General features: G+C 53.3%; 25 protein-coding genes. 6 read left to right on the top strand and 19 right to left on the bottom strand.

Annotated elements, in window-relative coordinates:
* Window positions 1–71: 71 nt before the first annotated feature.
* From KNP76_RS04770 to KNP76_RS04740, 7 genes are all read right to left on the bottom strand, one after another.
* Entirely contained in the window at window positions 72–1,835 is a 1,764-nt protein-coding gene (locus tag KNP76_RS04770; RefSeq protein WP_214843073.1) for an ABC transporter ATP-binding protein, read from the bottom strand.
* Entirely contained in the window at window positions 1,825–3,579 is a 1,755-nt protein-coding gene (locus KNP76_RS04765) for an ABC transporter transmembrane domain-containing protein (protein WP_214843118.1), read from the bottom strand. The genes KNP76_RS04770 and KNP76_RS04765 overlap by 11 nt, the downstream gene beginning before the upstream one ends.
* A 125-nt stretch (window positions 3,580–3,704) precedes the next feature.
* Window positions 3,705–3,938, bottom strand: a complete 234-nt coding sequence (locus KNP76_RS04760) for a YneF family protein (protein WP_024372458.1) — start codon at window positions 3,936–3,938, stop codon at window positions 3,705–3,707.
* Between the two features lie 128 nt (window positions 3,939–4,066).
* Window positions 4,067–6,058, bottom strand: coding sequence for a transketolase (tkt, locus tag KNP76_RS04755; RefSeq protein ID WP_034818244.1), 1,992 nt, complete (start codon window positions 6,056–6,058; stop codon window positions 4,067–4,069).
* A 198-nt stretch (window positions 6,059–6,256) separates the two neighbouring features.
* The gene (locus tag KNP76_RS04750) at window positions 6,257–6,490 is read right to left on the bottom strand and encodes a DUF896 domain-containing protein (protein ID WP_034804998.1); all 234 of its coding nucleotides are present in this window, start codon (window positions 6,488–6,490) and stop codon (window positions 6,257–6,259) included.
* Window positions 6,491–6,550: 60 nt separating this feature from the next.
* Window positions 6,551–7,195, bottom strand: coding sequence for a YneB family resolvase-like protein (locus KNP76_RS04745; protein WP_214843071.1), 645 nt, complete (start codon window positions 7,193–7,195; stop codon window positions 6,551–6,553).
* 72 nt (window positions 7,196–7,267) lie between these two features.
* The gene (locus tag KNP76_RS04740; RefSeq protein WP_214843068.1) at window positions 7,268–7,501 is read right to left on the bottom strand and encodes a hypothetical protein; all 234 of its coding nucleotides are present in this window, start codon (window positions 7,499–7,501) and stop codon (window positions 7,268–7,270) included.
* 204 nt (window positions 7,502–7,705) lie between these two features.
* On the opposite strand from KNP76_RS04740, the gene lexA reads away from it, so the two are divergent.
* Window positions 7,706–8,326 (top strand): transcriptional repressor LexA, encoded by a 621-nt coding sequence (gene lexA / locus KNP76_RS04735; protein WP_214843066.1) that lies wholly within the window; start codon window positions 7,706–7,708, stop codon window positions 8,324–8,326.
* Window positions 8,326–8,766: a metal-binding protein gene (locus KNP76_RS04730; RefSeq protein WP_214843058.1), complete on the top strand. Its 441-nt coding sequence runs from the start codon at window positions 8,326–8,328 to the stop codon at window positions 8,764–8,766. Before lexA ends, KNP76_RS04730 begins: the two co-directional genes overlap by 1 nt.
* Before the next feature lie 90 nt (window positions 8,767–8,856).
* On the opposite strand, the gene glnA is transcribed toward KNP76_RS04730, so the two are convergent.
* The 4 genes from glnA to hflX all read right to left on the bottom strand — a co-directional run bounded on the left by glnA (window position 8,857) and on the right by hflX (window position 13,285).
* The gene (glnA, locus tag KNP76_RS04725) at window positions 8,857–10,197 is read right to left on the bottom strand and encodes a type I glutamate--ammonia ligase (protein ID WP_034805011.1); all 1,341 of its coding nucleotides are present in this window, start codon (window positions 10,195–10,197) and stop codon (window positions 8,857–8,859) included.
* 46 nt (window positions 10,198–10,243) lie between these two features.
* Window positions 10,244–10,648, bottom strand: coding sequence for a MerR family transcriptional regulator (locus tag KNP76_RS04720; protein WP_034805014.1), 405 nt, complete (start codon window positions 10,646–10,648; stop codon window positions 10,244–10,246).
* Window positions 10,649–10,741: 93 nt separating this feature from the next.
* Complete coding sequence (locus tag KNP76_RS04715) at window positions 10,742–12,037, bottom strand: methionine gamma-lyase family protein (protein ID WP_214843056.1); 1,296 nt, start codon at window positions 12,035–12,037, stop codon at window positions 10,742–10,744.
* Between the two features lie 3 nt (window positions 12,038–12,040).
* Window positions 12,041–13,285, bottom strand: a complete 1,245-nt coding sequence (hflX, locus tag KNP76_RS04710) for a GTPase HflX (protein ID WP_251137337.1) — start codon at window positions 13,283–13,285, stop codon at window positions 12,041–12,043.
* Window positions 13,286–13,389: 104 nt separating this feature from the next.
* On the opposite strand from hflX, the gene KNP76_RS04705 reads away from it, so the two are divergent.
* Together KNP76_RS04705 and KNP76_RS04700 are read left to right on the top strand one after the other, a co-directional pair.
* On the top strand, window positions 13,390–14,385 hold the full coding sequence (locus tag KNP76_RS04705; RefSeq protein WP_214843046.1) for a tyrosine-type recombinase/integrase: 996 nt from the start codon (window positions 13,390–13,392) through the stop codon (window positions 14,383–14,385).
* A 57-nt stretch (window positions 14,386–14,442) separates the two neighbouring features.
* Window positions 14,443–14,838: a hypothetical protein gene (locus KNP76_RS04700; RefSeq protein WP_214843038.1), complete on the top strand. Its 396-nt coding sequence runs from the start codon at window positions 14,443–14,445 to the stop codon at window positions 14,836–14,838.
* On the opposite strand, the gene KNP76_RS04695 is transcribed toward KNP76_RS04700, so the two are convergent.
* Complete coding sequence (locus tag KNP76_RS04695) at window positions 14,839–15,387, bottom strand: GNAT family N-acetyltransferase (protein WP_214843030.1); 549 nt, start codon at window positions 15,385–15,387, stop codon at window positions 14,839–14,841.
* Between the two features lie 145 nt (window positions 15,388–15,532).
* On the opposite strand from KNP76_RS04695, the gene KNP76_RS04690 reads away from it, so the two are divergent.
* Window positions 15,533–16,690 carry an MFS transporter gene (locus tag KNP76_RS04690; protein ID WP_214843028.1) on the top strand — a complete coding sequence of 386 codons (1,158 nt, stop codon included), beginning with the start codon at window positions 15,533–15,535 and terminating at the stop codon, window positions 16,688–16,690.
* A gap of 59 nt (window positions 16,691–16,749) precedes the next feature.
* Here the strand turns inward: KNP76_RS04690 and KNP76_RS04685 are convergent, their stop codons facing one another.
* From KNP76_RS04685 to KNP76_RS04675, 3 genes are all read right to left on the bottom strand, one after another.
* Window positions 16,750–17,256 carry a hypothetical protein gene (locus tag KNP76_RS04685; RefSeq protein ID WP_214843026.1) on the bottom strand — a complete coding sequence of 169 codons (507 nt, stop codon included), beginning with the start codon at window positions 17,254–17,256 and terminating at the stop codon, window positions 16,750–16,752.
* On the bottom strand, window positions 17,246–17,500 hold the full coding sequence (locus tag KNP76_RS04680) for a hypothetical protein (protein WP_214843025.1): 255 nt from the start codon (window positions 17,498–17,500) through the stop codon (window positions 17,246–17,248). Before KNP76_RS04680 ends, KNP76_RS04685 begins: the two co-directional genes overlap by 11 nt.
* Before the next feature lie 131 nt (window positions 17,501–17,631).
* Window positions 17,632–18,072, bottom strand: a complete 441-nt coding sequence (locus KNP76_RS04675; protein ID WP_214843023.1) for a hypothetical protein — start codon at window positions 18,070–18,072, stop codon at window positions 17,632–17,634.
* A gap of 90 nt (window positions 18,073–18,162) precedes the next feature.
* On the opposite strand from KNP76_RS04675, the gene KNP76_RS04670 reads away from it, so the two are divergent.
* Window positions 18,163–18,711, top strand: a complete 549-nt coding sequence (locus tag KNP76_RS04670) for a DUF4256 domain-containing protein (protein ID WP_214843021.1) — start codon at window positions 18,163–18,165, stop codon at window positions 18,709–18,711.
* Window positions 18,712–18,735: 24 nt separating this feature from the next.
* On the opposite strand, the gene KNP76_RS04665 is transcribed toward KNP76_RS04670, so the two are convergent.
* From KNP76_RS04665 to KNP76_RS04650, 4 genes are all read right to left on the bottom strand, one after another.
* Entirely contained in the window at window positions 18,736–19,122 is a 387-nt protein-coding gene (locus tag KNP76_RS04665; protein ID WP_214843020.1) for a hypothetical protein, read from the bottom strand.
* Window positions 19,123–19,381: 259 nt separating this feature from the next.
* Window positions 19,382–20,563, bottom strand: coding sequence for a glycine C-acetyltransferase (locus KNP76_RS04660; protein ID WP_214843018.1), 1,182 nt, complete (start codon window positions 20,561–20,563; stop codon window positions 19,382–19,384).
* Window positions 20,564–20,578: 15 nt separating this feature from the next.
* Window positions 20,579–21,655: an L-threonine 3-dehydrogenase gene (tdh, locus tag KNP76_RS04655; protein WP_214843016.1), complete on the bottom strand. Its 1,077-nt coding sequence runs from the start codon at window positions 21,653–21,655 to the stop codon at window positions 20,579–20,581.
* Between the two features lie 169 nt (window positions 21,656–21,824).
* Window positions 21,825–22,085 (bottom strand): stage V sporulation protein S, encoded by a 261-nt coding sequence (locus tag KNP76_RS04650; protein WP_024371608.1) that lies wholly within the window; start codon window positions 22,083–22,085, stop codon window positions 21,825–21,827.
* Between the last annotated feature and the right edge of the window lie 15 nt (window positions 22,086–22,100).

Here is a 22,100-nt window from a genome sequence, read left to right as displayed (position 1 = left end):
ACAGCTCGTCCCTCGACATGAGGGACGAGCTTTTTTTGGAAACTCGATACGCAAACGGTATCTTTTCAATTTTATGACATCAGACGTTGACCGGACTGTAACTCGTACATCTTCTTGTAGAGTCCGTCCTGGCGGAGCAGCGCCTGATGGTTGCCTCGCTCGACGATTTCCCCTCGATGTAAGACGAGAATCAAATCCGCATCTTGAATTGTCGAGAGTCGGTGGGCGATCGCGATTGTCGTGCGTCCGCGACGCATCCGGTCGAGCGCGAGTTGGACGCGTTCTTCCGTTTCCGTATCGATCGAACTCGTCGCCTCATCCAGGATGAGGATTTTCGGGTCCCGCGCGACAGTGCGGGCGAAAGCGAGTAACTGCCGCTCCCCGCTCGAGAACGTCGCCCCGCGTTCTCCGACTTGATGACCGTAGCCGGCATCTAGTTTTTCGATGAACGTGTGGGCTTGGACGAATTCGGCCGCCTCGCGCACCCGGTCCGAATCAATCGAAGGATTGAACAGCTTCAAGTTGTCTTCAATCGTCCCCGTGAACAAGAACGGGTCTTGAAGGACGAGGCCGACCTTGTCCCGTAGTTCCGCCTCTTCAAACTGTTCAATCGGTTGTCCATCAATCGTGATTTGACCGGATTGATACGGATAGAACCGCGTCAGCAAGTTGATGATCGAGCTCTTCCCGCTGCCGGTGTGGCCGACGAGCGCGACCGTTTCCCCTGGCTTTGCGACAAACGAGATGTTCTTCAGCACGTCGACTTCGCCGTCATAACTGAACGTGACGTTGTCGAAGCGGACCTCTCCCGAGACGACTTCCGCTTCTCCCGGAAGCCTCTTCCCAGGGGCCGGCTCGTCCGTGTCGAGAATCTTGAAGACGCGGTCGGCCGAGACGACGGCCTGTTGGAACTCGCTCAACCGTTGCATAATATCGAGCACCGGGCGGAAGATGCGTTCGATATAGCTGATGAACGCATAGACGACCCCGACTTGGACTTGTTCGGTCGTCGACAAGACACCGTAGTAGCCGAGCAGACCGATAATCGAGAAGGCGAGCAGCAGTTCGATGATCGGGCGCAGCAACATGCTATCGAGCTTCAAGTTGCGGTAACGCGCCTCTTGATGCGCTTCGTTCGTCTCTTCAAACTGGCGAATCAACCGCTCTTCTTGACGGAACTGTTGCACGATGCCCATGCCGTTAATCGACTCGTTCAATTGGGCGTTCAATTGGGACAACAAATCGCGCACTTGCGCGAAATACTTCGTCGAGTATCGGCGGTACGCCCAGATGATGAGCCAAAACAACGGGACGAGCACGAGCCCCATCGTCGCGAGCGTCGGCTCGAGGATGTAAAGGAAAATGTACGTCCCGAGCAACTGCACCCCTGACTGGACGAACGTACTCATGACACCGACGTACAACTCTTTGACGGCTTCCGTGTCATTCGTGATCCGGGAGACGAGCACGCCGGCCGGGGTCCGGTCGAAGTAGGCGAGACGCATTCCCATCACATGTTTGAAAATGTCGATTCGGATGTTTTGGACGATTTTGAGCGCAATCTTTTGAAACGAGATGGACTGCAAATAATCGAATACGATCGCCGACACGTGGAGCACCATATAGACGACGAAAAGTGTGACGACCCAGTTCGTCGGATAGACGCCCGGCGTGACGAACTCATCGATGAACACCTTGATTAAAAACGGTCCGGCGAGCTTCGCGCCTGTCGCGAGCAACAGGAAGACGAACGCGAGGCCGAGCGGTCGACCATACCGTTTCGTATAGCCAAGTAGCCGCTTGATGACCGCCCATTCCTGAATATCATGCTTCATGATGGCCACCTCCTTCTACAATCGCCTCGAGCTGTTGACGATCATACGTGTCTTTATACCAACCGTCTTGTCGAATCAAGTCGGCGTGACTCCCCCGTTGGATGACGCGTCCTGCTTCGAGGACGAGAATCTCGTCCGCATGTTCGACGGCCGACAGTCGATGCGCCACAATGAGACGCGATTGATCCGGATTGCCGGTTCGAAAATGGTCGATAATCGCTTCCTCTGTCTTCGCATCGACGGCAGATAACGCATCATCGAGGATGAGCACGTCCGCCTCGACCATGAGCGCCCGCGCGATTGAGATACGCTGCTTCTGTCCGCCAGACAGCGTGACGCCGCGTTCCCCGACAAGCGTCGCATATCCGTCCGGGAGGCGCATGATGTCGTCATGGACCTCTGCGATTTTCGCCGCCTCCATGATTTCATCCATTTTTGCGTCCGGGCGACCGAACGCGATGTTGCTTGCGATCGAGTCTGAGAATAAGAAATGGTCTTGCGGGACGAGCGCGACCCGCTCGAGCAGGACCTGTTTCTGCACTTGTCGGATGTTGATGCCCCCGATTTTGACTTTCCCTTCGCTCACATCGTACTCACGCGTCAACAGACGGACGAGCGTTGTCTTCCCGGAACCGGTCCGACCGACCACGCCGAGCGTCTTCCCACGTTCGAGCCGGAACGAGACGTCTGTAAGGACGGCATGTTCGTCATAGGCGAACGAACGGATGTCCGCCTCAACCTCCGAGTGCGCGAGCTTCGTCGCCGCGACCGGATCGTCTTGAATCTCAGGTTTGACGGCGAGCATACGCTCGATTCGGTCGTATGAAGCGCGACCACGTTCGACGATGTTGAATAGCCAGCCGAAGGCGAGCATCGGCCACGTGAGTAAACTGAGGTAAGCGGTGAAGCTGACGATTTGTCCGATTGTCAGTTCGCCTTGTTCAATCAAGTATGCGCCGTAACCGATCGAGAGGATATACGATAACCCCACGATACCGAAGATGGTCGGGTCATACAGGGCGTCGATTTTGGCGACGCGGACGTTCTTTGCCATGACCTCGTCCGAGAGCGTCTCGAACGAATCGACGTCACGCCCGACTTCCCCGGTCGACTTTAAGACACGGACGCCACTGACGCTCTCTTGGACTTTGTCGTTTAGCTCCGAGAACGCCGCCTGCGCGACGCCGAAGCGGCTATGTAGTAACTTTCCGTAACGTGTCGTCAAGGCGACCATGATTGGTAGCGGTAAGAGCGCGACGACCGTCAACTTCCAACTGATCGTCGTCACCATCGTGATGATGACGAACGTCCCCATCGTCACACTGTCGACGAGCGTCAAAATCCCGGCACCGGCCGTCATCGAGACGGCTTGCACGTCGTTCGTCGCGTGGGCCATCAAATCGCCGACACGGGACTTCTTATAAAACCGTTGATCCAAATCGGTGAAATGTCGATAGAGCTGGCTCCGGAGCAATCGCCCGAGCCGAATCGAGGCACCGAAGATGAAGTAGCGCCAGAAGAAGCGCGCGACATAGTTGCCAATCCCGACGGCTGCGAGTCCACCGAGGAGGAGCCATAATAGGTTTCGCTCAAGCGACCCTTCGTTCATCTCGTCGACGATGCGGCCGATGATGCGTGGCGGTACGAGCTCGAGTGCGGCGACGAACATGAGCAGCACGATCCCGAGCGCATACGTTCGCCATTCAAGCTTGAAAAACCATGATAATTGTTTAAATACACGAATGTGAATCGCCCCCTTATCTTGAAATAAGACTATTCATTTATGGTAGCGAAAGTTTGTTCGATTGTCTAACAAAATATGGGTACGAAAAAACACTCCGCGATGGCGGAGTGTCTCAAACACAAACATTATGATTTCTTTTCGTTCTTCATTTGAACGTTCATGGCACGCATCACTTGGTTGACTTTCTTCTGTGACGGTTTTTGACCCATCTGCATCATCAACGTGCGAATCATGTCTTCATTGATTGGCGGGTTTTGTTCGAGGTAGTTCATCATGTATTTACGAGCGATGAAGAAACCGATCGCGATACCTCCGATGAGTGCTGCTACGACGATAAGAATCCAGAACAATGTACTCAAGGTTTTTACCTCCTCTACCATATGAAACATCGTTTTTTACTATACACTATATTACGCTAATTCGCTAGTCGTCAGAAAAAAAATCGTGATGCCCTCCAGAAACGGATGACATCACGACGGTTCTTGATTTAAAGCGATTTGACAGCGTCGACGACGTTCTCGACCGACATGCCATACTCCTTCATGAGGAGGTCGCCAGGAGCCGAGGCCCCGAACTTGTCGATTCCGAGTACTTTACCGCCGAAGCCGACGTATTTGTACCATCCGAGCGTCGATCCCGCTTCGAGCGAGACGCGCTTCGTCACAGATGACGGAAGGACAGACTCTTTGTATTCAGCCGATTGTGCTTCGAACAATTCCCAAGAAGGCATCGACACGACAGCCGCGTTCACGCCTTCTGAAGCGAGTTGTTCGCGCGCTTCGACGAGGACGTGGACTTCAGAACCCGTACCGAGGAGAAGCACGTCCGCCCCGTTCGAGTCGCCCGCGACGACGTATGCACCTTTCGCCGCCTGCTCGACTGACGTCCCTTCAAGCTCAGGAAGCGCTTGACGCGTCAAGACGAGAAGTGATGGTGTCGATGTCGTCGTCACCGCCTGTTTCCAAGCCGCGATCGTCTCTTTCCCATCCGCTGGGCGGAGAACTGAAACGTTTGGCATCGCGCGGAAGCTCATCAAGTGCTCGACCGGTTCGTGTGTCGGACCATCTTCACCGACCGCAATCGAATCGTGCGTCAAGATGAACGTCGACGGGAGACCCATGAGGGCAGCCAAACGGACCGCTGGACGGAGGTAGTCTGAGAAGACGAAGAACGTCGCGCCGTAAGGAAGAACGCCACCGTGGAGGGCCATGCCGTTGACGGCAGCTGCCATCGCGAACTCACGGACACCGAACCAGATGTTGCGACCAGCCGGATCTTCGTCGAAGTCCGCCGCACCTTTAATCATCGAGTTGTTCGAACCGGCGAGGTCAGCCGACCCACCGAAGAGCGTCGGAACTGCTTTCGCGATCGCGTTCAATACTTCTCCGCTCGTCTGACGTGTCGCTTTCTTCGAGCCGATTTCAAACGTCGGCAACTCGCTGTCCCAACCTTCTGGGAGTTCGTTGTTCATCGCACGCTCGAATTGGGCACCGAGCTCTGGATGAGCCGATTTGTAAGCTTCGACGAGTTCGTTCCAGTCCGACTCATACTTCGCGCCCGGCTCGATGACTTTCTCGTTGAACAAGTCATACACTTCAGTCGGCACGTAGAAGTTCTCGCCTTCCCACTTGTAGAACTGTTTCGTGAGCTCGATTTCGGCTTCGCCGAGTGGTGCGCCGTGCGACGCCGATTTCCCTGACTTGTTCGGTGAACCGAAGCCGATGACCGTCTTCACTTCGATGAGCGTCGGTTTCGACGTCTCCGCTTTCGCTTCATCGATCGCCTTCGCGATCGTGTCGATGTCCGTTCCGTCCTCGACACGGATGACTTGCCAGCCGTATGCGTTGAAACGGTCTTCGACGCTCTCCGAGAACGACTTGTGAAGGTCACCGTCGAGTGAGATGTCGTTTGAATCATAAAGGACGACGAGCTTGCCGAGCTTCAAGTGACCAGCGAGTGAGGCAGCTTCTGCCGACACGCCTTCCATCAAGTCACCGTCTCCGCAAATCCCGTATGTGAAGTGGTCAACCACTTTGAACTCATCACGGTTGTATGTCGCTTCCAAATGTTTCTCTGCCATCGCCATCCCGACTGCCATGGCAATCCCTTGGCCGAGCGGTCCAGTCGTCGCGTCGACACCGGCCGTGTGACGGTACTCTGGGTGTCCAGGCGTCTTCGAATCCATTTGACGGAACGATTTGAGATCGTCGAGTGAAAGGTCGTAACCAGATAAGTGAAGGAGCGAGTACAAGAGCATCGAACCGTGTCCCGCTGAAAGCACGAACCGGTCGCGGTTGAACCAGTTCGGGTTTTTCGGGTTGTGACGCATCTTATCTGTCCAAAGCGTGAACGCCATCGGAGCCGCACCCATCGGCATACCCGGGTGACCAGAGTTCGCTTTTTGGACCGCATCAATCGAGAGCGTCCGAATCGAGTTAATCGCTAATAATTCTTTAGTAGTTGTTTCCACTAATTTCATCCTCTCTGTTGTTACAAAGTTTCTACCCGTCATATTTTAGCACACTCATTCGTGTGTCACAACTAATTAATTAGTATAACACATTGATTGAAATCGTTTACTTCCTTCGCTTTGTTTACCCGTCAATCGTCGAACCTTATCCTTGTTCGTGTATAACAAACATGCACATCCTATATGAAATAGGATGTGCATTCGAAGTCACTCGGAGCGTTGTCGATCTTGCTCTTCTTTTAGTTTTTGTGGCGTCACGTCGTTTCCTTCCGGATCGACCACCTTCATGCCCATCATCTGGGACTTGAACGATTGTCGGAACGCTTTCAAATATTGCTGACGAAGCGCTTGTTGCTCGTCCATCTCTTGTTGTGACAGACCGTCTGTCTTCGCTTTGTTGGCGAGGAAATTGATTCGTTCTAACTGTTCAGGTGCTAGCATCAGGCTCGCCCCCTCTCTACTGAATTTGTTCTTCTACTGTACAAAATCAGCGGCGAGGAATCAAGTTTTCAATCCTGAGACGTGCTCGAGGTAACGCCGGTTCACGGTCGCTTTCGACACTTCGTAACCGAACCCGCGCAACGTGGCCGCGATTTCGGCGAACGTCAGGCCTCGTTCGCGTAGCTGGACGATCTCCTCAATCGGCACTTTGATGCGGCTCCGACCGCCTTGGTCGTGGTGCTGAATGTTTCGCTGTGGGTTGAACCCGTTCGCGACGGCCCGGCGCATCCCGCGTGAGATTTTGGCGTTATGGATTTTCCGCTGATACTCCTCGACGACGCTCACAATCTCGAGCACCATCTTCTCGGCATCGGATACGATATATTCGTCTGGTGATTGCATCGTCAAGAGCCGAACGTCATGCTTCATGAGCGTGTGCAAAATCGCGATTTTAGCGTTCCCTCGCCCGAGACGGCTATCGTCGGTCACGAGGACGGCGTCGAGGTTCGAGGCGGATACGTGTTCGAGTAAGTCGAGGAGCCCGCCACGGTTCACTTCGTATCCGCTCTCTTGTTCGGTGATGACATCGACGACGTCGGCCTCGAGCCGACGCGCCATCCGCGTCAATTCGTCGACTTGGCGATCGAGAGACGTCTCTTGCGCCGCCTTGTTCGTCGATACGCGACAATAAATGACGACTCGCATCTCGTCACTCCCTTTCTTTCCATTCCCTTTCTACGATACACAGGAACGGGGTCGTTTCGCAAACAGAAACGATTATTCCGAGGCGAACCAGGTCGTCTTCCGTTCATTCTTTTCAGCCCGTTCAGCGATGATTCGCGCTTCAAGCGTCTCCGCTTCCGTCTTGGCGACTTCCGCCTCGATACTGCGCGTGTCTTCGACGGCTGGTGCCGCCACCTCGACTTGTCTCATTTCGCCGACCATATAAAATGCGAACATCCCTAATACCAACATCCCGACTAAGATGATTCCATTCACTGTATCTCTCATTATATTTCGCCTCCGTATCATAGGAATACACGTTCCCAAGAACGTTTGTTCGTTTATCTGTTCTCATCATAAAACAGGAACTTCTGTTCGGTCAAGCTAAAAAAACGAACGAATGTTTGTGCGCTCATGTGTTCTATGTTAAACTTAGACCATAAAGAATAGGATGCGTTCGCAGGATATTCGACATAATCGAGGTGACTTCCATTGAAAAAAATGTCAGCAAGACAACAACAGATACTTGATTTTATAAAAGACGAGGTCCGTGCCAAAGGTTATCCGCCTTCGGTCCGTGAAATCGGCGAAGCCGTCGGTTTGGCATCAAGCTCGACCGTCCACGGTCATTTGGACCGTCTTGAAAAGCGCGGCCTTATCCGCCGTGACAAGACGAAACCGCGGGCAATCGAGATTTTGAGCGATGACACGGTCGTCATCGAAGACCACGACGCCGTCACGTACGTCCCGGTCATCGGGAAAGTCACGGCCGGTACACCGATCACTGCAATCGAGAACGTGGAAGAACATTTCCCGCTCCCGACACACATGGTCGGCGCCGATAACGTCTACATGCTTTCTGTCTCAGGAGATTCGATGGTGAACGCCGGAATCTTAGATGGAGACCGGGTGCTCGTGCGTCAACAAAGCACAGCCGACAATGGAGAGATTGTCGTCGCGATGACCGACGAAGGCGAGGCGACCGTCAAACGCATCTATAAAGAAGCTTCGAAAATCAGACTACAACCAGAGAACGACGAGCTCGAGGCGATGTATTTTGATAACGTGTCGATTTTAGGGAAGGTCATCGGTGTATACCGGACGATTCATTAATGGCGAGTGGTAAGACGCATACGCGTACGAATTTCGTGGCAATCGGAGCTTTAGCGATTGCCACGCCTTTTATTGAACTCGATGTCCCGCTCGCCCTCCTTCTCGGCGCGATCGTCGGGACGCTCTGGCTCTCCCCGGACCTCGATTTGAAATCGGACGCCTATTTCCGTTGGGGGCCGCTCCGTGGATTTTGGTTGCCTTACGTGAAACTCATACCGCACCGGTCGTTGTTTTCGCACTTACCGGTACTGAGCGACTTGATTCGCGTCATCTATCTCGGCTTCCCGCTTGTCATTCTGCTCACGTTCACGCCGTACGAGACGGCGGCGATCGCCTGGCTCGACGAGTTCGGCTTGTCGTTCTTCCTCGGGCTCACGTTCGCGACGACGTTACATACGACGCTCGACTATACGTCCACGTTTTTCAAACGTGCGTTCTAATCAGGACGTCTCCACTCGGGGACGTCCTTTTAAACGCGCAAAAAAGCGCCCGTGCTTTCCGAAGAAGGCACGAGCGCTTTTTTGCTTGGATTAGTAGAGCGTCATATACTGATCGCGTTCCCACTCCGTCACTTGCATACGGAACATGTCCCACTCGATCTCTTTCAATTCGAGGAAGTGTTCGCCGATATGCTCGCCGAGTGAGTCCATGACGACTTTGTCGCCACGAAGTACTTCGAGTGCGTCGAAGAGCGTCGCTGGAAGATCATCGATTCCGTTCGCGACACGCTCAGGCTTGTCCATCACGTAGATGTTGCTGTCGATCGGTTTTGGAGCAACCAAATCTTTCTCGATTCCGTCGAGGCCTGAAGCCAAGAGTGACGAGAGCGCGAGGTACGGGTTCGCCGCCGGGTCGACCGAACGTACTTCGATACGCGTCGAGAGGCCACGGGCCGCCGGGACACGAACGAGTGGTGAACGGTTGCGGGCGCTCCACGCTACGTAGCAAGGCGCTTCGTAACCTGGGACGAGACGCTTATACGAGTTGACCGTCGGGTTACAGATGGCCGTGAACGCACGAGCGTGCTCGAGGATTCCCGCCGTGAAGGCGCGGGCCGTGTCTGAAAGCTCCATTTCGCCGTTCGGATCGTAGAAGACGTTCGTGTCGCCTTTGAAGAGCGACATGTTCGCGTGCATCCCTGAACCGTTGACGCCAAAGAGCGGCTTCGGCATGAATGTCGCGTGAAGACCGTACTTCGCCGCAATCGTCTTGACGACGAGCTTGAACGTTTGGATGTTATCGGCTGTCGTCACGGCATCCGCATATTTGAAGTCGATCTCGTGTTGCCCTGGTGCGACTTCGTGGTGTGACGCTTCGATTTCAAAGCCCATGTTCTCAAGCTCGATGACGATCTCTTTACGGCAGTTCTCACCGAGGTCGACCGGCGCCAAGTCGAAGTAGCCGCCTTGGTCGTTCAATTCGAGCGTCGGTTGACCGTTCAAATCCTTTTTGAAGAGGAAGAACTCTGGCTCAGGACCGACGTTGAACGCCGTGAAGCCAAGCTTTTGCATGTGCTCAAGGTTGCGTTTGAGCGTACCGCGCGGGTCACCGCTGAACGGTGTGCCGTCTGGGTTATAAATATCACAAATCAAGCGGGCGACTTTTCCGCTGCCATCTGTCCACGGGAAGACAACCCACGTGTTAAGGTCTGGATAAAGGTACATGTCTGACTCCTCGATGCGGACGAAACCTTCGATTGAAGAACCGTCGAACATCATCTTGTTGTCGAGGGCTTTGTCCAATTGGCTGATTGGCACCTCGACGTTTTTGATTGTTCCGAGGATGTCTGTGAATTGAAGACGAATAAAGCGTACGTCCTCTTCTTGTGCGATCCGTTTAATGTCTTCTTTTGTGAACGTTTTTCTGGCCATGGTGAAATGTCCCCTCTCACATTGTGTAATGGTTGATGTGTTGCCGTCAGCGATAAAAGCGCGAAAGCTCACCTTGGATGAGCGATGTCTTATTGAAGCGTCCGGCTTCTTGCAGTTGTGTCTTTAACAGTTGATGCAATTCTTTTTCCGAGATTTTCGGCGCATCACTGACCGGTGCCGGTGCGGCGGAAGCTTCCGCCTCTTTCGGCTCTTCATTGTCCAACATGTGGCGAATCGCCGCCAAGTTGAACCCTTGGTCGATGAAGTCCTTGATCGCGAGTAGACGTTCGACATCATTGAAGGAATAAAGTCGTCGTTTCGATTCCGTCCGACTAGGCGAAATCAGACCCTGTTCTTCATAATACCGAATCTGCCTACCTGTCAGTTGCGTTAAATCTTGGACGATTCCAATCGGAAACAACGGGTTGGAGCGACGAAATTGATCGGCCATCCCTTACTCCTCCTTTGCTGTCTTACACTGTGAGAATAATACATGACACTTTTCCTGTCAAGCGATGTTAAGAAAGTTAACATGACATTTCGGTTACAATGCAGTTGTGAGTTTAGTCTGGTCAAACGTGACGAGTCCTTTCGTGCGTAACTGGCTCAAGGCGAGCATCAATGCGACCTTGACATGCGCATACGTCAAGCCGCCTTGAACGTAAGCCGTATACGGTGCGCGGAGCGGTCCATCGGCTGATAGCTCGATCGACGACCCTTGGATGAACGTCCCGGCCGCCATGATGACGTCATCCTCATAGCCTGGCATATACGCCGGCACCGGGAGCGCATGCGCGTTCACGGGCGAGGCCATCTGGATGCTTTGGCAGAAAGCGATCATCTTGTCGCGGTCTCGGAACGTCACCGATTGAATCAAATCGGTCCGACGCTCGGCGTGGTGCGGCGTCGTCTCGAAACCGAGCAACGCGAGCAGGCTTGCTGACAGATGCGCCCCTTTCAAGGCCTGGGCGACCGTGTGCGGGGCCATATAGAAGCCTTGGTACATCTCTTGGAGCGAATAGAGCGACGGGCCGGCCTCGCTGCCGATACCAGGGGTCGTCATTCGGAACGAACAACGTTCCACGAGTTCACGTGTCCCGGCGATATAGCCGCCCGTCTTCGCGAGCCCACCTCCCGGGTTCTTAATGAGGGAACCGGCCATGAGGTCGGCTCCGACATGTGTCGGCTCCAACGTCTCGACGAACTCGCCGTAACAGTTGTCGACGAAGACGAACACGTGCGGATGGGCCGCCTTGATTTTTGTAATCGCCTCCCCAATCTCCTGCACCGGGATGCTGCGCCGGTTGGCGTAGCCTTTTGAGCGCTGGATGCCGACGAGCTTCGTCTCGGGACGAATCCGCGCGATGACGGTATCGACGTCAATCCGGTCGTCTTTCAGTTCGACTTTGTCATACGTCACGCCGAGCTCTTTCAATGAACCGCGACCATCGCCGCGAATCCCGACGATTTCCTCGAGCGTGTCGTATGGCTTCCCGGTGATATAGAGCAACTCGTCTCCAGGCAAGAGCACACCGAACAAGGCAATCCCGATGGCGTGCGTCCCTGAGATGATTTGTGGCCGGCAGAGCGCGAGCTCGGCACCGAACACGTCGGCATAGATGGCTTCGAGCGTATCCCGACCGATGTCGTCATAGCCGTAGCCCGTCGTCGGATTGAAATGGAAATCCGACACTTTATGTTTTTTGAACGATTCGAGGACGCGGAACTGGTTGTATTCCGCCGTCTCCTCGATTCGTTCCACGAATGGTTTGATTCGCGCTTCCGCTGCTTTCACGAACGGCGCAATCTCTTCATAATGTTCAATCTTTTCCTGCCACATACGTCACACCTCAAATTGTTTCAGCGTCGCATATAGACGCGTGTCTTCTCTCATATATCCGACGAGTTCGACCGAACCGTCATCTAAAAACTTCTCTTCAAGCCGATACATCGCCTCTTTCGCCGGATGATAGTGCTCGAACGAACTGACCGGCAAGACGACGTGGACGCGCGTCAACACGTCACAAATCTTATCTTCGACCGCGCCGATGAGCGTCTCGATGTCGCTCGGGTCAATCGCCGAGATGAGGAGCGGCCCACCCAGGAAGTCCTCGGTCAACCGGTCTTTCTTGTTGTACACCTCGAGTTGCGGCACCTCGCTCGCCCCGAGCTCTGAAAGAACGGAGTTCGTCGTGTCAATTTGGTTCAAGTAGTGCGGGTTCGACGCGTCGATGACGTGTAGCACCAAGTCAGCCCCGACGACTTCTTCGAGTGTCGACCGGAACGCCGCGACGAGTTTCGTCGGCAAGTCGCGGATGAATCCGACCGTGTCGGTAATGAGCACTTTTCCGCCCCGCGGCAGTTCGAGCTCACGTGTGAGCGGATCGAGCGTCGCGAACAGTTCGTCTTGCTCATACGTGTCCGCCTCGGTCAAACGGTTAAAGATTGTCGACTTCCCGGCGTTCGTATATCCGACGAGGGCGATTTGGAAGACGCGGTTCTCTTTCCGGCGTTCTCGGTAACGGTCACGGTGCGCGACGGTCCCTTCGAGTTGCTTCGAGATCTCATCGATTCGACGCTTGATGTGACGACGGTCCGATTCGAGTTTCGTCTCACCCGGTCCGCGTGTCCCGATGCCGCCTCCAAGACGTGACAACTGCGTGCCCTGTCCGATTAGGCGTGGCAACAGATAGTTCATCTGTGCGAGCTCGACTTGGAGCTTCCCTTCTTTCGATTGGGCGCGTCCTGCGAAAATGTCGAGGATGAGCTGGGTCCGGTCAATCAATTTCATCTTTTCGGGATCGTTCAGCGAGATGCGGATGTTCTTCGATTGCGCCGGTGACAGCTCGGCGTTGAAGATGACGATGTCCGGCTCGAACTGTTCGACGAGCATGGCGAGCTCTTCGATTTTCCCTTTGCCGATGAACGTGCGGCGGTCGACTTGTTGCCGCTTTTGATCGAGTCTCGCGACGACTTCACCCTTCGCGGTGTCGACGAGTTCGACGAGCTCGCCCATCGACTGTTCATATGTCCAATCATCGACCGTCGGTAGCTGACAGCCTACGATGATTACTTTCTCTCGTTGCATATCCATTCCTCATTCCTTTTTGAATCTCACCTCCCATCTTACCACGAATCGAGGAATGGAGAACGTCCGTTTGTGGTACGATAAGAAGAGAAGGAGGAACGACGATGACGAAACGAACGAAAGATTATCCACTCCCGGAATACATCGAGACGTATTTGTATCACCTCGGGGCGAGCGGACGGCAACCGTCGACGCTGAAACGATACCGCTACGACTTGATCGACGTCCATAAATACTTCCGTGACCATAACGTCGAACTCGACACACCGAACGGCTGGCTTGCCGTCCCGCTCGAATCGTGGAAGACGTTCGTCAACGACTTCCTCATCGAAGAGAAACTGTACCAACAGGCGACGGTCGCCCGCATCGTCACGGTCATCAACAGCTTGACGACATTTTTGAACCCGCTCCGTAAAAAGATGCTCCACTACGCGCAACCGGCGCATACGCTGACGATTGACCAAATCGCACTCGAGACGGAGTTCGACCGGCTCGTCAAGACGATTCGTTCGACGAAAGGATTGAGCGAGAACCAACTGCAAGCGCATCCGTATCTTGTCAACCGGAATGAGCTGATTGTGACGCTCTTCTATAAATACGGGCTCCGCGTCCACCATATCATCCGGCTGCGAATGAATGATTTGCATCTCGCGAGCCATGCGTTCGACGTCTACGACCGGCTCGGCAACAAATTCACGTTGAAACTCAGCCAAGCGGACCAGTCGCTCCTCATGAACTATCTCGCCGACATCCCGACACCGGTGCGCCCGCGCTGGTACTCGGACGACCCCGTCTTCGTCTCGTTCGATTTCGCCCGGATGACGTTCCGCTGGGTGTATGCGAAGAACCAGCCGAAGCAGCTGACGATCGTCATGATCACGAAAATGATGCGCCAGTTGAACGAACGGAGCGGTCTCGCCCGCTCGGTCACACCGTCGATGCTCCGGAACGCCCATGTTTTGAAGACGTATGCGGAAGACATGACCCCAATCGAGCGCATGAACGTCACGTGCATGCATAAGGAGTCGTCGCTTCGCCGTTATGAGCAGGCGTATGCCGATTTCGGTGAGACGCTCTATGCATCAAAAACGATTCTGTAACGAGCCGGCATGAACGCATGTCGGCTTTTCGACTGATGATTTCAAGGAGGAGAGGCCATGCTGTTCCAAAAGATTCAAGCCGCATTGTTCAGTCTGTTCATCATCCCGTTCGTCTTACCGCTCGTACTCCTGGACGCATTCGAATTACCGTATTGGCATAGCGTCCTCGTCTATGCCTTGTTCGCCCTCCCCGTCGTGTTTCTGTACGGGACGACGATGTCGCTATTGTCGGAATACCTCAACGAAAAGACGCCATTCCGCTCGAAACGGATGACGTCTTTGATGTTCCACCTTATCGCTGGCTGGTTGTTCGTGCTTCCATACGGCCTGTTGTTCGACCTATCGATTTTCGAGACGGGAGTGTTCAACTTCGCATCCTTACTCGGTGTATTGAGCGCAGCCGTCTTTTTCATCATCGATCAGCTGCTCGGTCATTATTTCAAAACCTCATAATCAACCGGTCCATTCCGCTCGCAACAGCCCATAGACGACAGGGTCTACGTAGCGGTCGTATAGCCATTCGGCGTCGCGGAGCACGCCTTCTTGTTTGAATCCGAGTCCTTCCGGGAGCGCCCGGCTTTTCACGTTCCCCGTCGCGACACGAATCTCGATTTTATTGAGCCCGAGGTCGCGGAACCCATACTCGATGAGCGTCTCGAGCGCTTGACTCATAATGCCCTTCCCTTGAAAGTCTTGGCCGAGCCAATAGCCGACCGTGCCGCACTTAATGCCCCGGTTAATATCGTTGAAGCCGATCGTCCCGGCGAGCTCGCCCTGATACACAATCGCGAACGATTTCGGATACCCGCCCGTCTCCATCAATCCTTTAATTCTGCCTTCGATATTTTGTCGCGAATCGTCGACCGTCTCGATATAATCGAGCCAACCGAGCCACTCGCGAAGGTATGGCTTCGACGCCATCGTCAACTGGAACAATGCCTCCGCATCATCGATGGTAAACATTCGTAGTTGAAGCTGGTCATTGATGTCATAGTGTAACATGTCGTTTCCCCCTGTCACTTTCCATTTATTGTGTTCTTAATCATTTTATCGTAAACTATTTGTAAATAATTTGAAAGCGGTGAAAGTATGTAATTCGACATCATGTCATCCACCCAAAATTGAATAGTTCTGGAGGAGAGTCATGATGAAGTCGTTTTACCTGCTGCTGGTCAGTCAATGGCTGGCCAATATCGGTGACGTGCTTTGTATCGTCGCCTTGATCGCTTTGTTATATCAACAGACCGGTTCCGCCCTGGCCGCCGCCAGTTTCCCGATTGCCGTCACGCTCGGCATGACCGTGAGCGGTCTGTTCTTTGCCCGCGTCTTGTCTCGGTTCACCCTCGGTCAGACGTTGCTCGTCACGCAACTGTTGAAGACGGTCTTGCTCGGGGCCGTCATCTGGTCTGACTCGATTTTCGTTCTCGGACTCGTCGTGCTCATCGCCTTCTTGGACGGGTTCGCCCGTCCGGTCCAGGCTTCGTTCATCCCGCGGCTAACGACGAATCGCCAACGAGCCAACAGTCTCGTCCAAGGGTCGAACCAGTTCATCCAGCTGGCGATGTGGCCGCTCGGTACGATTGTTGTCGCCTCGTTTTCTAGCGCACTTGCTCTGATGATTGCGTTGATGATGTTCATGCTCTCGACGCTCGTCACGTATCAATTCGTCCGTTCCCTTGAGCGCGACGTGACGATAGAAGATGGCGAATCAGACATTTCCCTAAGAGACAGCCTCGCCATCGTGCGAACGGCGCCTTTCGTTCGGTTACTGACGGTATTCGTCACGCTCGAATCGTTCGTCAGCACGCTCTGGATCTCGGCGCTCCTACTCGTCTATCTGGAACGTCAGCTCCACATCGATACGAGCTGGTGGGGGACGATGAACGCGAGCTTCTTGATCAGCATGATTCTGGCCAGTGCGTATCTGTATCGCGCTCAACGAAGCAGTTCGCTTGGGATCAGCTCCATGCTGTCGGTCGGGACGGCCTTGTTGTTCGGCGTGACGTCTCATATCGTATTCGCACTCATCGCGCTCGCGGTTCAAGGATACGCCACCCAACTCCGGATCATCCAGACGAACACGGTGCTCCAAGAGACAATGCCGGCCGCGCAACTGCCATACGTCTATAGCGTCCAACAGACGGCCTACACCCTCGCCTTCAGCATCGGCAGTCTGACGTTCGGGCTACTCGCGGACGGATTGCCGATCGCTGTCGTCTATTTGATTGGTGCAGCGTTGACCGTCCCACTCGTCTGGCTCGGTCGACAAATCGATTTGACGGAAGATGTAGTTCAATCAACTTAACAAATAGGCGCCTTCTCGCTTCTGAGAGGGCGCCTGTTTACTGTCATGCGTACTTTAGTTTACCAATCAAAGTAAAAGCTCGGGCTTCCGCGACGGATACAAGTTAACCCAATCGCCGCCTCGATAGTCGGGTCCGACATCGTGATAATCTCAAGTACCGTGTCCAAACCGTAAATCCGATAGTGATACAACATGGCATCATCCGGTTTGATGAACGCCCATAACTGAAATCGCGTCTGTTGTAGCTGGTCGAGATAACCGGACTTTGTATAACGAACGACTTGATTCCCTTCAAAGTGGTCGTGAGACGTGACCACCACCCCATCGGCATACGATTCATCGATGACTTCCATGTAGATGATGTCTTCAAAGCGGAGCTTCACGTTCACCATCTCGCTTTGCGGATGAACCCCATTCGTCTCGAGGCGCTCACGGAAAGAGGCGTTCTGTTTCTTCCGATGGTCGAAAAGTTGCAGCTGGAACGTCAGGCGTTTCGGACCGATGTCATAATTGAAAGCAAACACGTGCATCATCCCGTCATACAAGAATAAATCTTCAAATCTCATTGGAAATCACTTCTCCCGCAAGTTTATACTGAAACGCACCGTACCCATCCCCTTGCGTCAAATCGCCTCCGATGAACAATGAGACGGTTTCTGTCGCGGTCGGGATGAGGAATCGAATGCCTTTCCACTCTTCAGATTGGTTTACTAATGAGACAAGCTGATGCAAGGAATGTTCTGAAAGTTGTGATATCTCACCTCTCACCTTATATGTCTTCGACCACATCCATTTCCCGATGCGTTCCATCGAATGATCGCATCCCGTCCGCTTCGCCCAGATTTCAAAACCGGACAAAAATTCATTCTTTGATGAAACGATATGAAATGATTGAGCACCAAGCGTGACCAATAAATAAGTAATAAATGATGTAGGTTCTTTCAACTTCGGTAAATAAAACTCCCTCCATTGGCTGTCCCACAAATTGTCCCACGAAAATCATAGAGAGATTCCATTTGTGCAGAAAATGAATCTGGATAATGAAATGTCTGACTGTGTGCTAATAAAAAATCGAGGAAGGAAGCATCGTGTCCGGCTAGCGCGATGGACACAACATTTTCTGTATATAATTTGCGATGATACGAATTATACAAAAAGACTAGTTTTTCATTCGAATAGATGCCAATCGGTAACGTCAAATCGATCCATCGAAGCTGAAGTAATTCTTGCTTCGTCATATGTAAGTTCAGCTCTGAATAATCTGTCACACGATAAGAATCATTCAGCAGACAATCAGACCAAATCGTTTTGATTTGAAACAAATCAATCGTCTGGAACGTCTGCACGTTTAAATGCTGAACATTCACTTCATCAAAGTTCAACGTACATTCCCCTTTCGCTCAATGAATTATGAATGGATGGCGAAAAAATATCTTATACTGATAGAAACTACTGAAACGGAGTGAAGCATCGTGACCGACCTCTCAACTGAAGACAAAAACGAATTATTTGCGATCATCGAATCGCGCTTTGATAGCCACATGGAGCGACATCCGGATGTCGTCTGGTCAGATGTGGTAATGAAGCTTGAGACGAATCCGGACAAGCTCCTCACACTCTTTGAAATGGAACGGACCGGCGGCGAACCGGACGTGATTCGACTTCCAAACGGTGAGCTCGCCTTTTGTGACTGCTCCCCGGAAAGTCCGAGCGGACGGCGTAGTCTTTGTTACGATGAGCAGGCGCTAGCGGCCCGGAAGAAGAACAAGCCGGACAGGAGTGTCGTCGCCTTAGCTGAACAGATGGGGCTTGAGCTACTTGACGAAGCGACGTATCGCTATTTGCAGACGCTCGGTACGTTCGACTTAAAGACGTCGAGTTGGATTGTAACGCCAGAGACGATTCGTCAAAAAGGCGGCGCCTTGTTCTGCGACCGCCGCTATGACCACACCTTTGTTTATCACAACGGTGCCGATTCGTATTACGCGGCCCGTGGATTTCGTGGGATGTTCAAGATTTGAGCAAGGCCAAGTGCCTTGCTCTTTTTACGTGAATAGCCACTGAAAGACGACCGGAATGTATTTGATAAAGAAGAGGCTTACGAAAAAGAGCGAGGGTACTTTCAGCAACCACACATACCAGGCGTTGTTTTTACGCATCCAGAACAAAAAGAGGGCGTGAAGCAGTGCATTCTGTGTGACGTTTGAACCATGGAGCATTTGGCTAAAGAAAGCTCCCCATCCAGGGAATGAATCGATCCCAAACGATGCCGTGAAATCCGGCGACGTATCATATTTAATGCGTACGTACCACGCCATCGCATAAACTGATACGAATATCGATGCCCAAATCGTCATCCATAAAAATAAGAAAAATTCTTTCCACGACTCCACGTCGATGATACAAATGACGATTAAAATATGATCAATCATCCTTACATTTCTCCAGACTTTTATATTCCGATTCGGTATTTGAAATAAAGTACTTTTTCAATTATTTCTTTTCAAATTTTAGAGTCTCTCTTCTTAAACGTCTACCAATTTTTTCAAAACGAAACGTTTTACCTTGTTCAAAACGCTTATCGCCCACTCCTCGATTGGTCGGGCTGAACGATTGATTGATAAATCGAGAACAATCATACATCTGTTTCAACACAAAAAAACTGCAGACAGTTCGTCTGCAGTCTCAAGTTTACGCGTGGAGCGTCACGTTCAATTCTTCTGCGACCGCCTTGAAGGCAGCGAGCGCGCGTTCGAGGTCGTCACGTGTATGTTCCGCCGTCACGATCGTCCGGATCCGCGCCCTGCCTTTCTCGACCGTCGGGAAAGCGATGCTCTGTGCGAACACGCCGTGGTCTTTCAACTTGTCCGAGAACGTGTGCGCGAGCGTCTCTTCGCCGAGCATGACCGGTGTGATCGGCGTCGTCGCGTGACCGATATCAAAACCGAGGTCACGAAGACCCGTCTTGAAGAACTCCGTGTTCGCCCAAAGCTTATCGAACAGCTCTTCTTCCTCTTTCATAACACGAATCGCCTCGCGGTTCGCCGCGACGACCGCTGGCGGGTGTGACGTCGAGAAGAGGAACGGGCGTCCTTTTTGAATCAAGAAGTCGCGGACGTCATTCGAACAGGCGACGTAGCCGCCGAGGACACCGATTGCTTTTGAGAGCGTCCCGACTTGGAGCGCGACCCGCCCATCGAGTCCGAAGTGGTTGACCGTCCCGCGGCCGTTCTGACCGAGAACACCTGACGCGTGCGCGTCGTCGACCATTACCGCTGCGTCGTACTTCTCCGCGAGCTCGACGATCTCTGGGAGCGGGGCGATGTTTCCGTCCATCGAGAAGACGCCGTCCGTGACGATGAGGCGCGTCCGGTAGTCTTGCGTCTCTTTCAACGCCACCTCTAAATCGGCGAGGTCGACGTGTTTATAGATGCGACGGGCCGCCTTCGTCAAGCGGATGCCGTCGATAATTGAGGCGTGGTTGAGCGCGTCACTGATGACGACGTCTTCCGGACCGAGGAGCGCCGATAACACCCCAAGGTTCGTTGCGAAGCCCGACTGGAACACGAGTGCCGCTTCCGTATGTTTGAACTCGGCGAGCTCACGCTCGAACGCCTCATGCATCTCGAACGTCCCGGCAATCGTCCGGACCGAGCCCGTACCGGCGCCGAACTGTTCGACCGCTTCAATCGCCGCTTGCTTCAGACGTGGATGGTTGGCGAGTCCGAGATAGTTGTTCGATGACAATTGCACGAGCGACTTCCCATTGATCGTGACCTCGTTCCCTTGCGCCGACTCGAGCGGCACGAGCGAGCGGAACGTGCCCGCTTGCTTCATCTCATTGACTGCTTCTGTAATATGTTCAAATGCCATATCGATTCCCCCTGTTTATGGTAATAAGACGACCTTTCCACATTTCCCGGCCCGCATGAGCTCGAAACCTTGCTCGAACTCCTCGAGCTTGAACACGTGGGTGATGATCGGTTCGACGTTCAATTGCCCGGTCGCGAGCATCGTCGACACTTGGCCCCACGTCTCATACATCTTGCGCCCGGTGATCCCTTGAACTCGGACCCCTTTAAAGACGACGTCGCGCGTCAAGTCGATGGCGACCGGTTTCGCCGGAAGCGACAACACGTTGACGTCGCCCCCTGCCGTGACCATCTTGAACGCTTGATCAATCGCGACGGGATGCCCGCTCATCTCACAGACGACATCGATGCCGTCTCCGTCCGTCTCGTTCATAATCAACTCGAGAGGATTCTCTTCTAAGCTATTGATGACGACGTCCGCCCCCATCTCTTCGGCGAGCTTCAACCGATACGGGTTGACGTCAATCGCATACACACGGCTCGCCCCGGCCGCCTTGGCGACCCCGACGGCCATGAGCCCGATCGGTCCGCAGCCGACGATGGCGACCGATTTGGCCGACACGTCGCTCGCGAGCACCGTATGGACGGCATTGCCGAGCGGCTCCTGAATCGAGGCGAGCTTCGCCGGCATCGAGTCTGGGTTGACCCATAAATTTTCTTCCGGCATGACGACGTACTCGGCGAAGCACCCTTGCGTGTCGACGCCGATGATCTTCGTGTTTTTACAGATGTGATATTGTCCGCGCAGACACTGTTTACACTGGTGACAGACGATGTGCGTCTCGGCCGAAACGGCTTGACCGATTTTGATGCGCTTCGCCCCTTCCCCGAGCGCCACGACTTCCCCCGAGAACTCGTGACCGAACACGTACGGCGGCTTGACGCGGCTCTTCGCCCAATCGTCCCACTCATAAATGTGGACATCGGTCCCACAAATCGATGTCGCCGTCACTTTGATTAATACTTCACCCGGACCTGGCGTCGGAATCGGTACTTCGACCAATTTTGCCCCGAACCCGGCCGCATGTTTTTGAATCGCTTTCATAACAGGTGTCGTTGCTTCCTTCTCTGTCGTTGACACGAGCTGTTCCATCGAAAACGTCCCCCTCTTATCTCTTAATCGAACTTCACGTTCCCTTTCATCTTGTCATAAAATGACGAAACTGAGAAGACAGAACGTCGGATTTCAATCAAAAAAAGAGGAGCCATCCGCGCCGATGGCTCCTCTTTACAAGAATAGGACCTATGTCCCGACCGCAAGCTCATCTCGGTTCGATGATGAGCTTAATCGCAGTTCGTTCTTCCCCGTCAATCAAAATATCCGTGAACGCCGGAATACAAATCAAGTCGAGACCGCTCGGCGCGACGAAACCGCGCGCGATGGCGACCGCCTTAATCGATTGATTGAGCGCTCCGGCGCCGATTGCTTGAATTTCACACGTTCCCTTTTCACGAAGTACGCCAGCGAGTGCACCCGCAACGGAGTTGGGATTCGATTTTGCCGAAACTTTGAGTACGTCCATTCTTGTTTCCCCCTC

The sequence above is a fragment of the Exiguobacterium sp. s150 genome (assembly GCF_018618435.1).
Taxonomy (GTDB): Bacteria; Bacillota; Bacilli; order Exiguobacteriales; family Exiguobacteriaceae; genus Exiguobacterium; species Exiguobacterium alkaliphilum.
This window is presented reverse-complemented; position numbering and strand designations above follow the sequence as displayed.

Excerpts from the sequence above, each read along its gene's own strand:
- KNP76_RS04730 (WP_214843058.1), top strand. The coding sequence starts at position 8,326 with ATGGCGAGTGGTAAGACGCATACGCGTACGAATTTCGTGGCAATCGGA.
- KNP76_RS04700 (WP_214843038.1), top strand. The coding sequence starts at position 14,443 with ATGCTGTTCCAAAAGATTCAAGCCGCATTGTTCAGTCTGTTCATCATC.
- KNP76_RS04745 (WP_214843071.1), bottom strand. The coding sequence starts at position 7,195 with ATGCGAGTCGTCATTTATTGTCGCGTATCGACGAACAAGGCGGCGCAA.
- KNP76_RS04660 (WP_214843018.1), bottom strand. The coding sequence starts at position 20,563 with ATGGCATTTGAACATATTACAGAAGCAGTCAATGAGATGAAGCAAGCG.
- KNP76_RS04715 (WP_214843056.1), bottom strand. The coding sequence starts at position 12,037 with ATGTGGCAGGAAAAGATTGAACATTATGAAGAGATTGCGCCGTTCGTG.
- KNP76_RS04680 (WP_214843025.1), bottom strand. The coding sequence starts at position 17,500 with ATGGAACGCATCGGGAAATGGATGTGGTCGAAGACATATAAGGTGAGA.
- KNP76_RS04720 (WP_034805014.1), bottom strand. The coding sequence starts at position 10,648 with ATGGCCGATCAATTTCGTCGCTCCAACCCGTTGTTTCCGATTGGAATC.
- KNP76_RS04650 (WP_024371608.1), bottom strand. The coding sequence starts at position 22,085 with ATGGACGTACTCAAAGTTTCGGCAAAATCGAATCCCAACTCCGTTGCG.
- KNP76_RS04690 (WP_214843028.1), top strand. The coding sequence starts at position 15,533 with ATGAAGTCGTTTTACCTGCTGCTGGTCAGTCAATGGCTGGCCAATATC.
- KNP76_RS04705 (WP_214843046.1), top strand. The coding sequence starts at position 13,390 with ATGACGAAACGAACGAAAGATTATCCACTCCCGGAATACATCGAGACG.
- KNP76_RS04740 (WP_214843068.1), bottom strand. The coding sequence starts at position 7,501 with ATGAGAGATACAGTGAATGGAATCATCTTAGTCGGGATGTTGGTATTA.
- tkt (WP_034818244.1), bottom strand. The coding sequence starts at position 6,058 with ATGAAATTAGTGGAAACAACTACTAAAGAATTATTAGCGATTAACTCG.
- tdh (WP_214843016.1), bottom strand. The coding sequence starts at position 21,655 with ATGGAACAGCTCGTGTCAACGACAGAGAAGGAAGCAACGACACCTGTT.
- KNP76_RS04685 (WP_214843026.1), bottom strand. The coding sequence starts at position 17,256 with ATGAGATTTGAAGATTTATTCTTGTATGACGGGATGATGCACGTGTTT.
- KNP76_RS04695 (WP_214843030.1), bottom strand. The coding sequence starts at position 15,387 with ATGTTACACTATGACATCAATGACCAGCTTCAACTACGAATGTTTACC.
- KNP76_RS04665 (WP_214843020.1), bottom strand. The coding sequence starts at position 19,122 with ATGATTGATCATATTTTAATCGTCATTTGTATCATCGACGTGGAGTCG.
- glnA (WP_034805011.1), bottom strand. The coding sequence starts at position 10,197 with ATGGCCAGAAAAACGTTCACAAAAGAAGACATTAAACGGATCGCACAA.
- KNP76_RS04770 (WP_214843073.1), bottom strand. The coding sequence starts at position 1,835 with ATGAAGCATGATATTCAGGAATGGGCGGTCATCAAGCGGCTACTTGGC.
- hflX (WP_251137337.1), bottom strand. The coding sequence starts at position 13,285 with ATGCAACGAGAGAAAGTAATCATCGTAGGCTGTCAGCTACCGACGGTC.
- KNP76_RS04750 (WP_034804998.1), bottom strand. The coding sequence starts at position 6,490 with ATGCTAGCACCTGAACAGTTAGAACGAATCAATTTCCTCGCCAACAAA.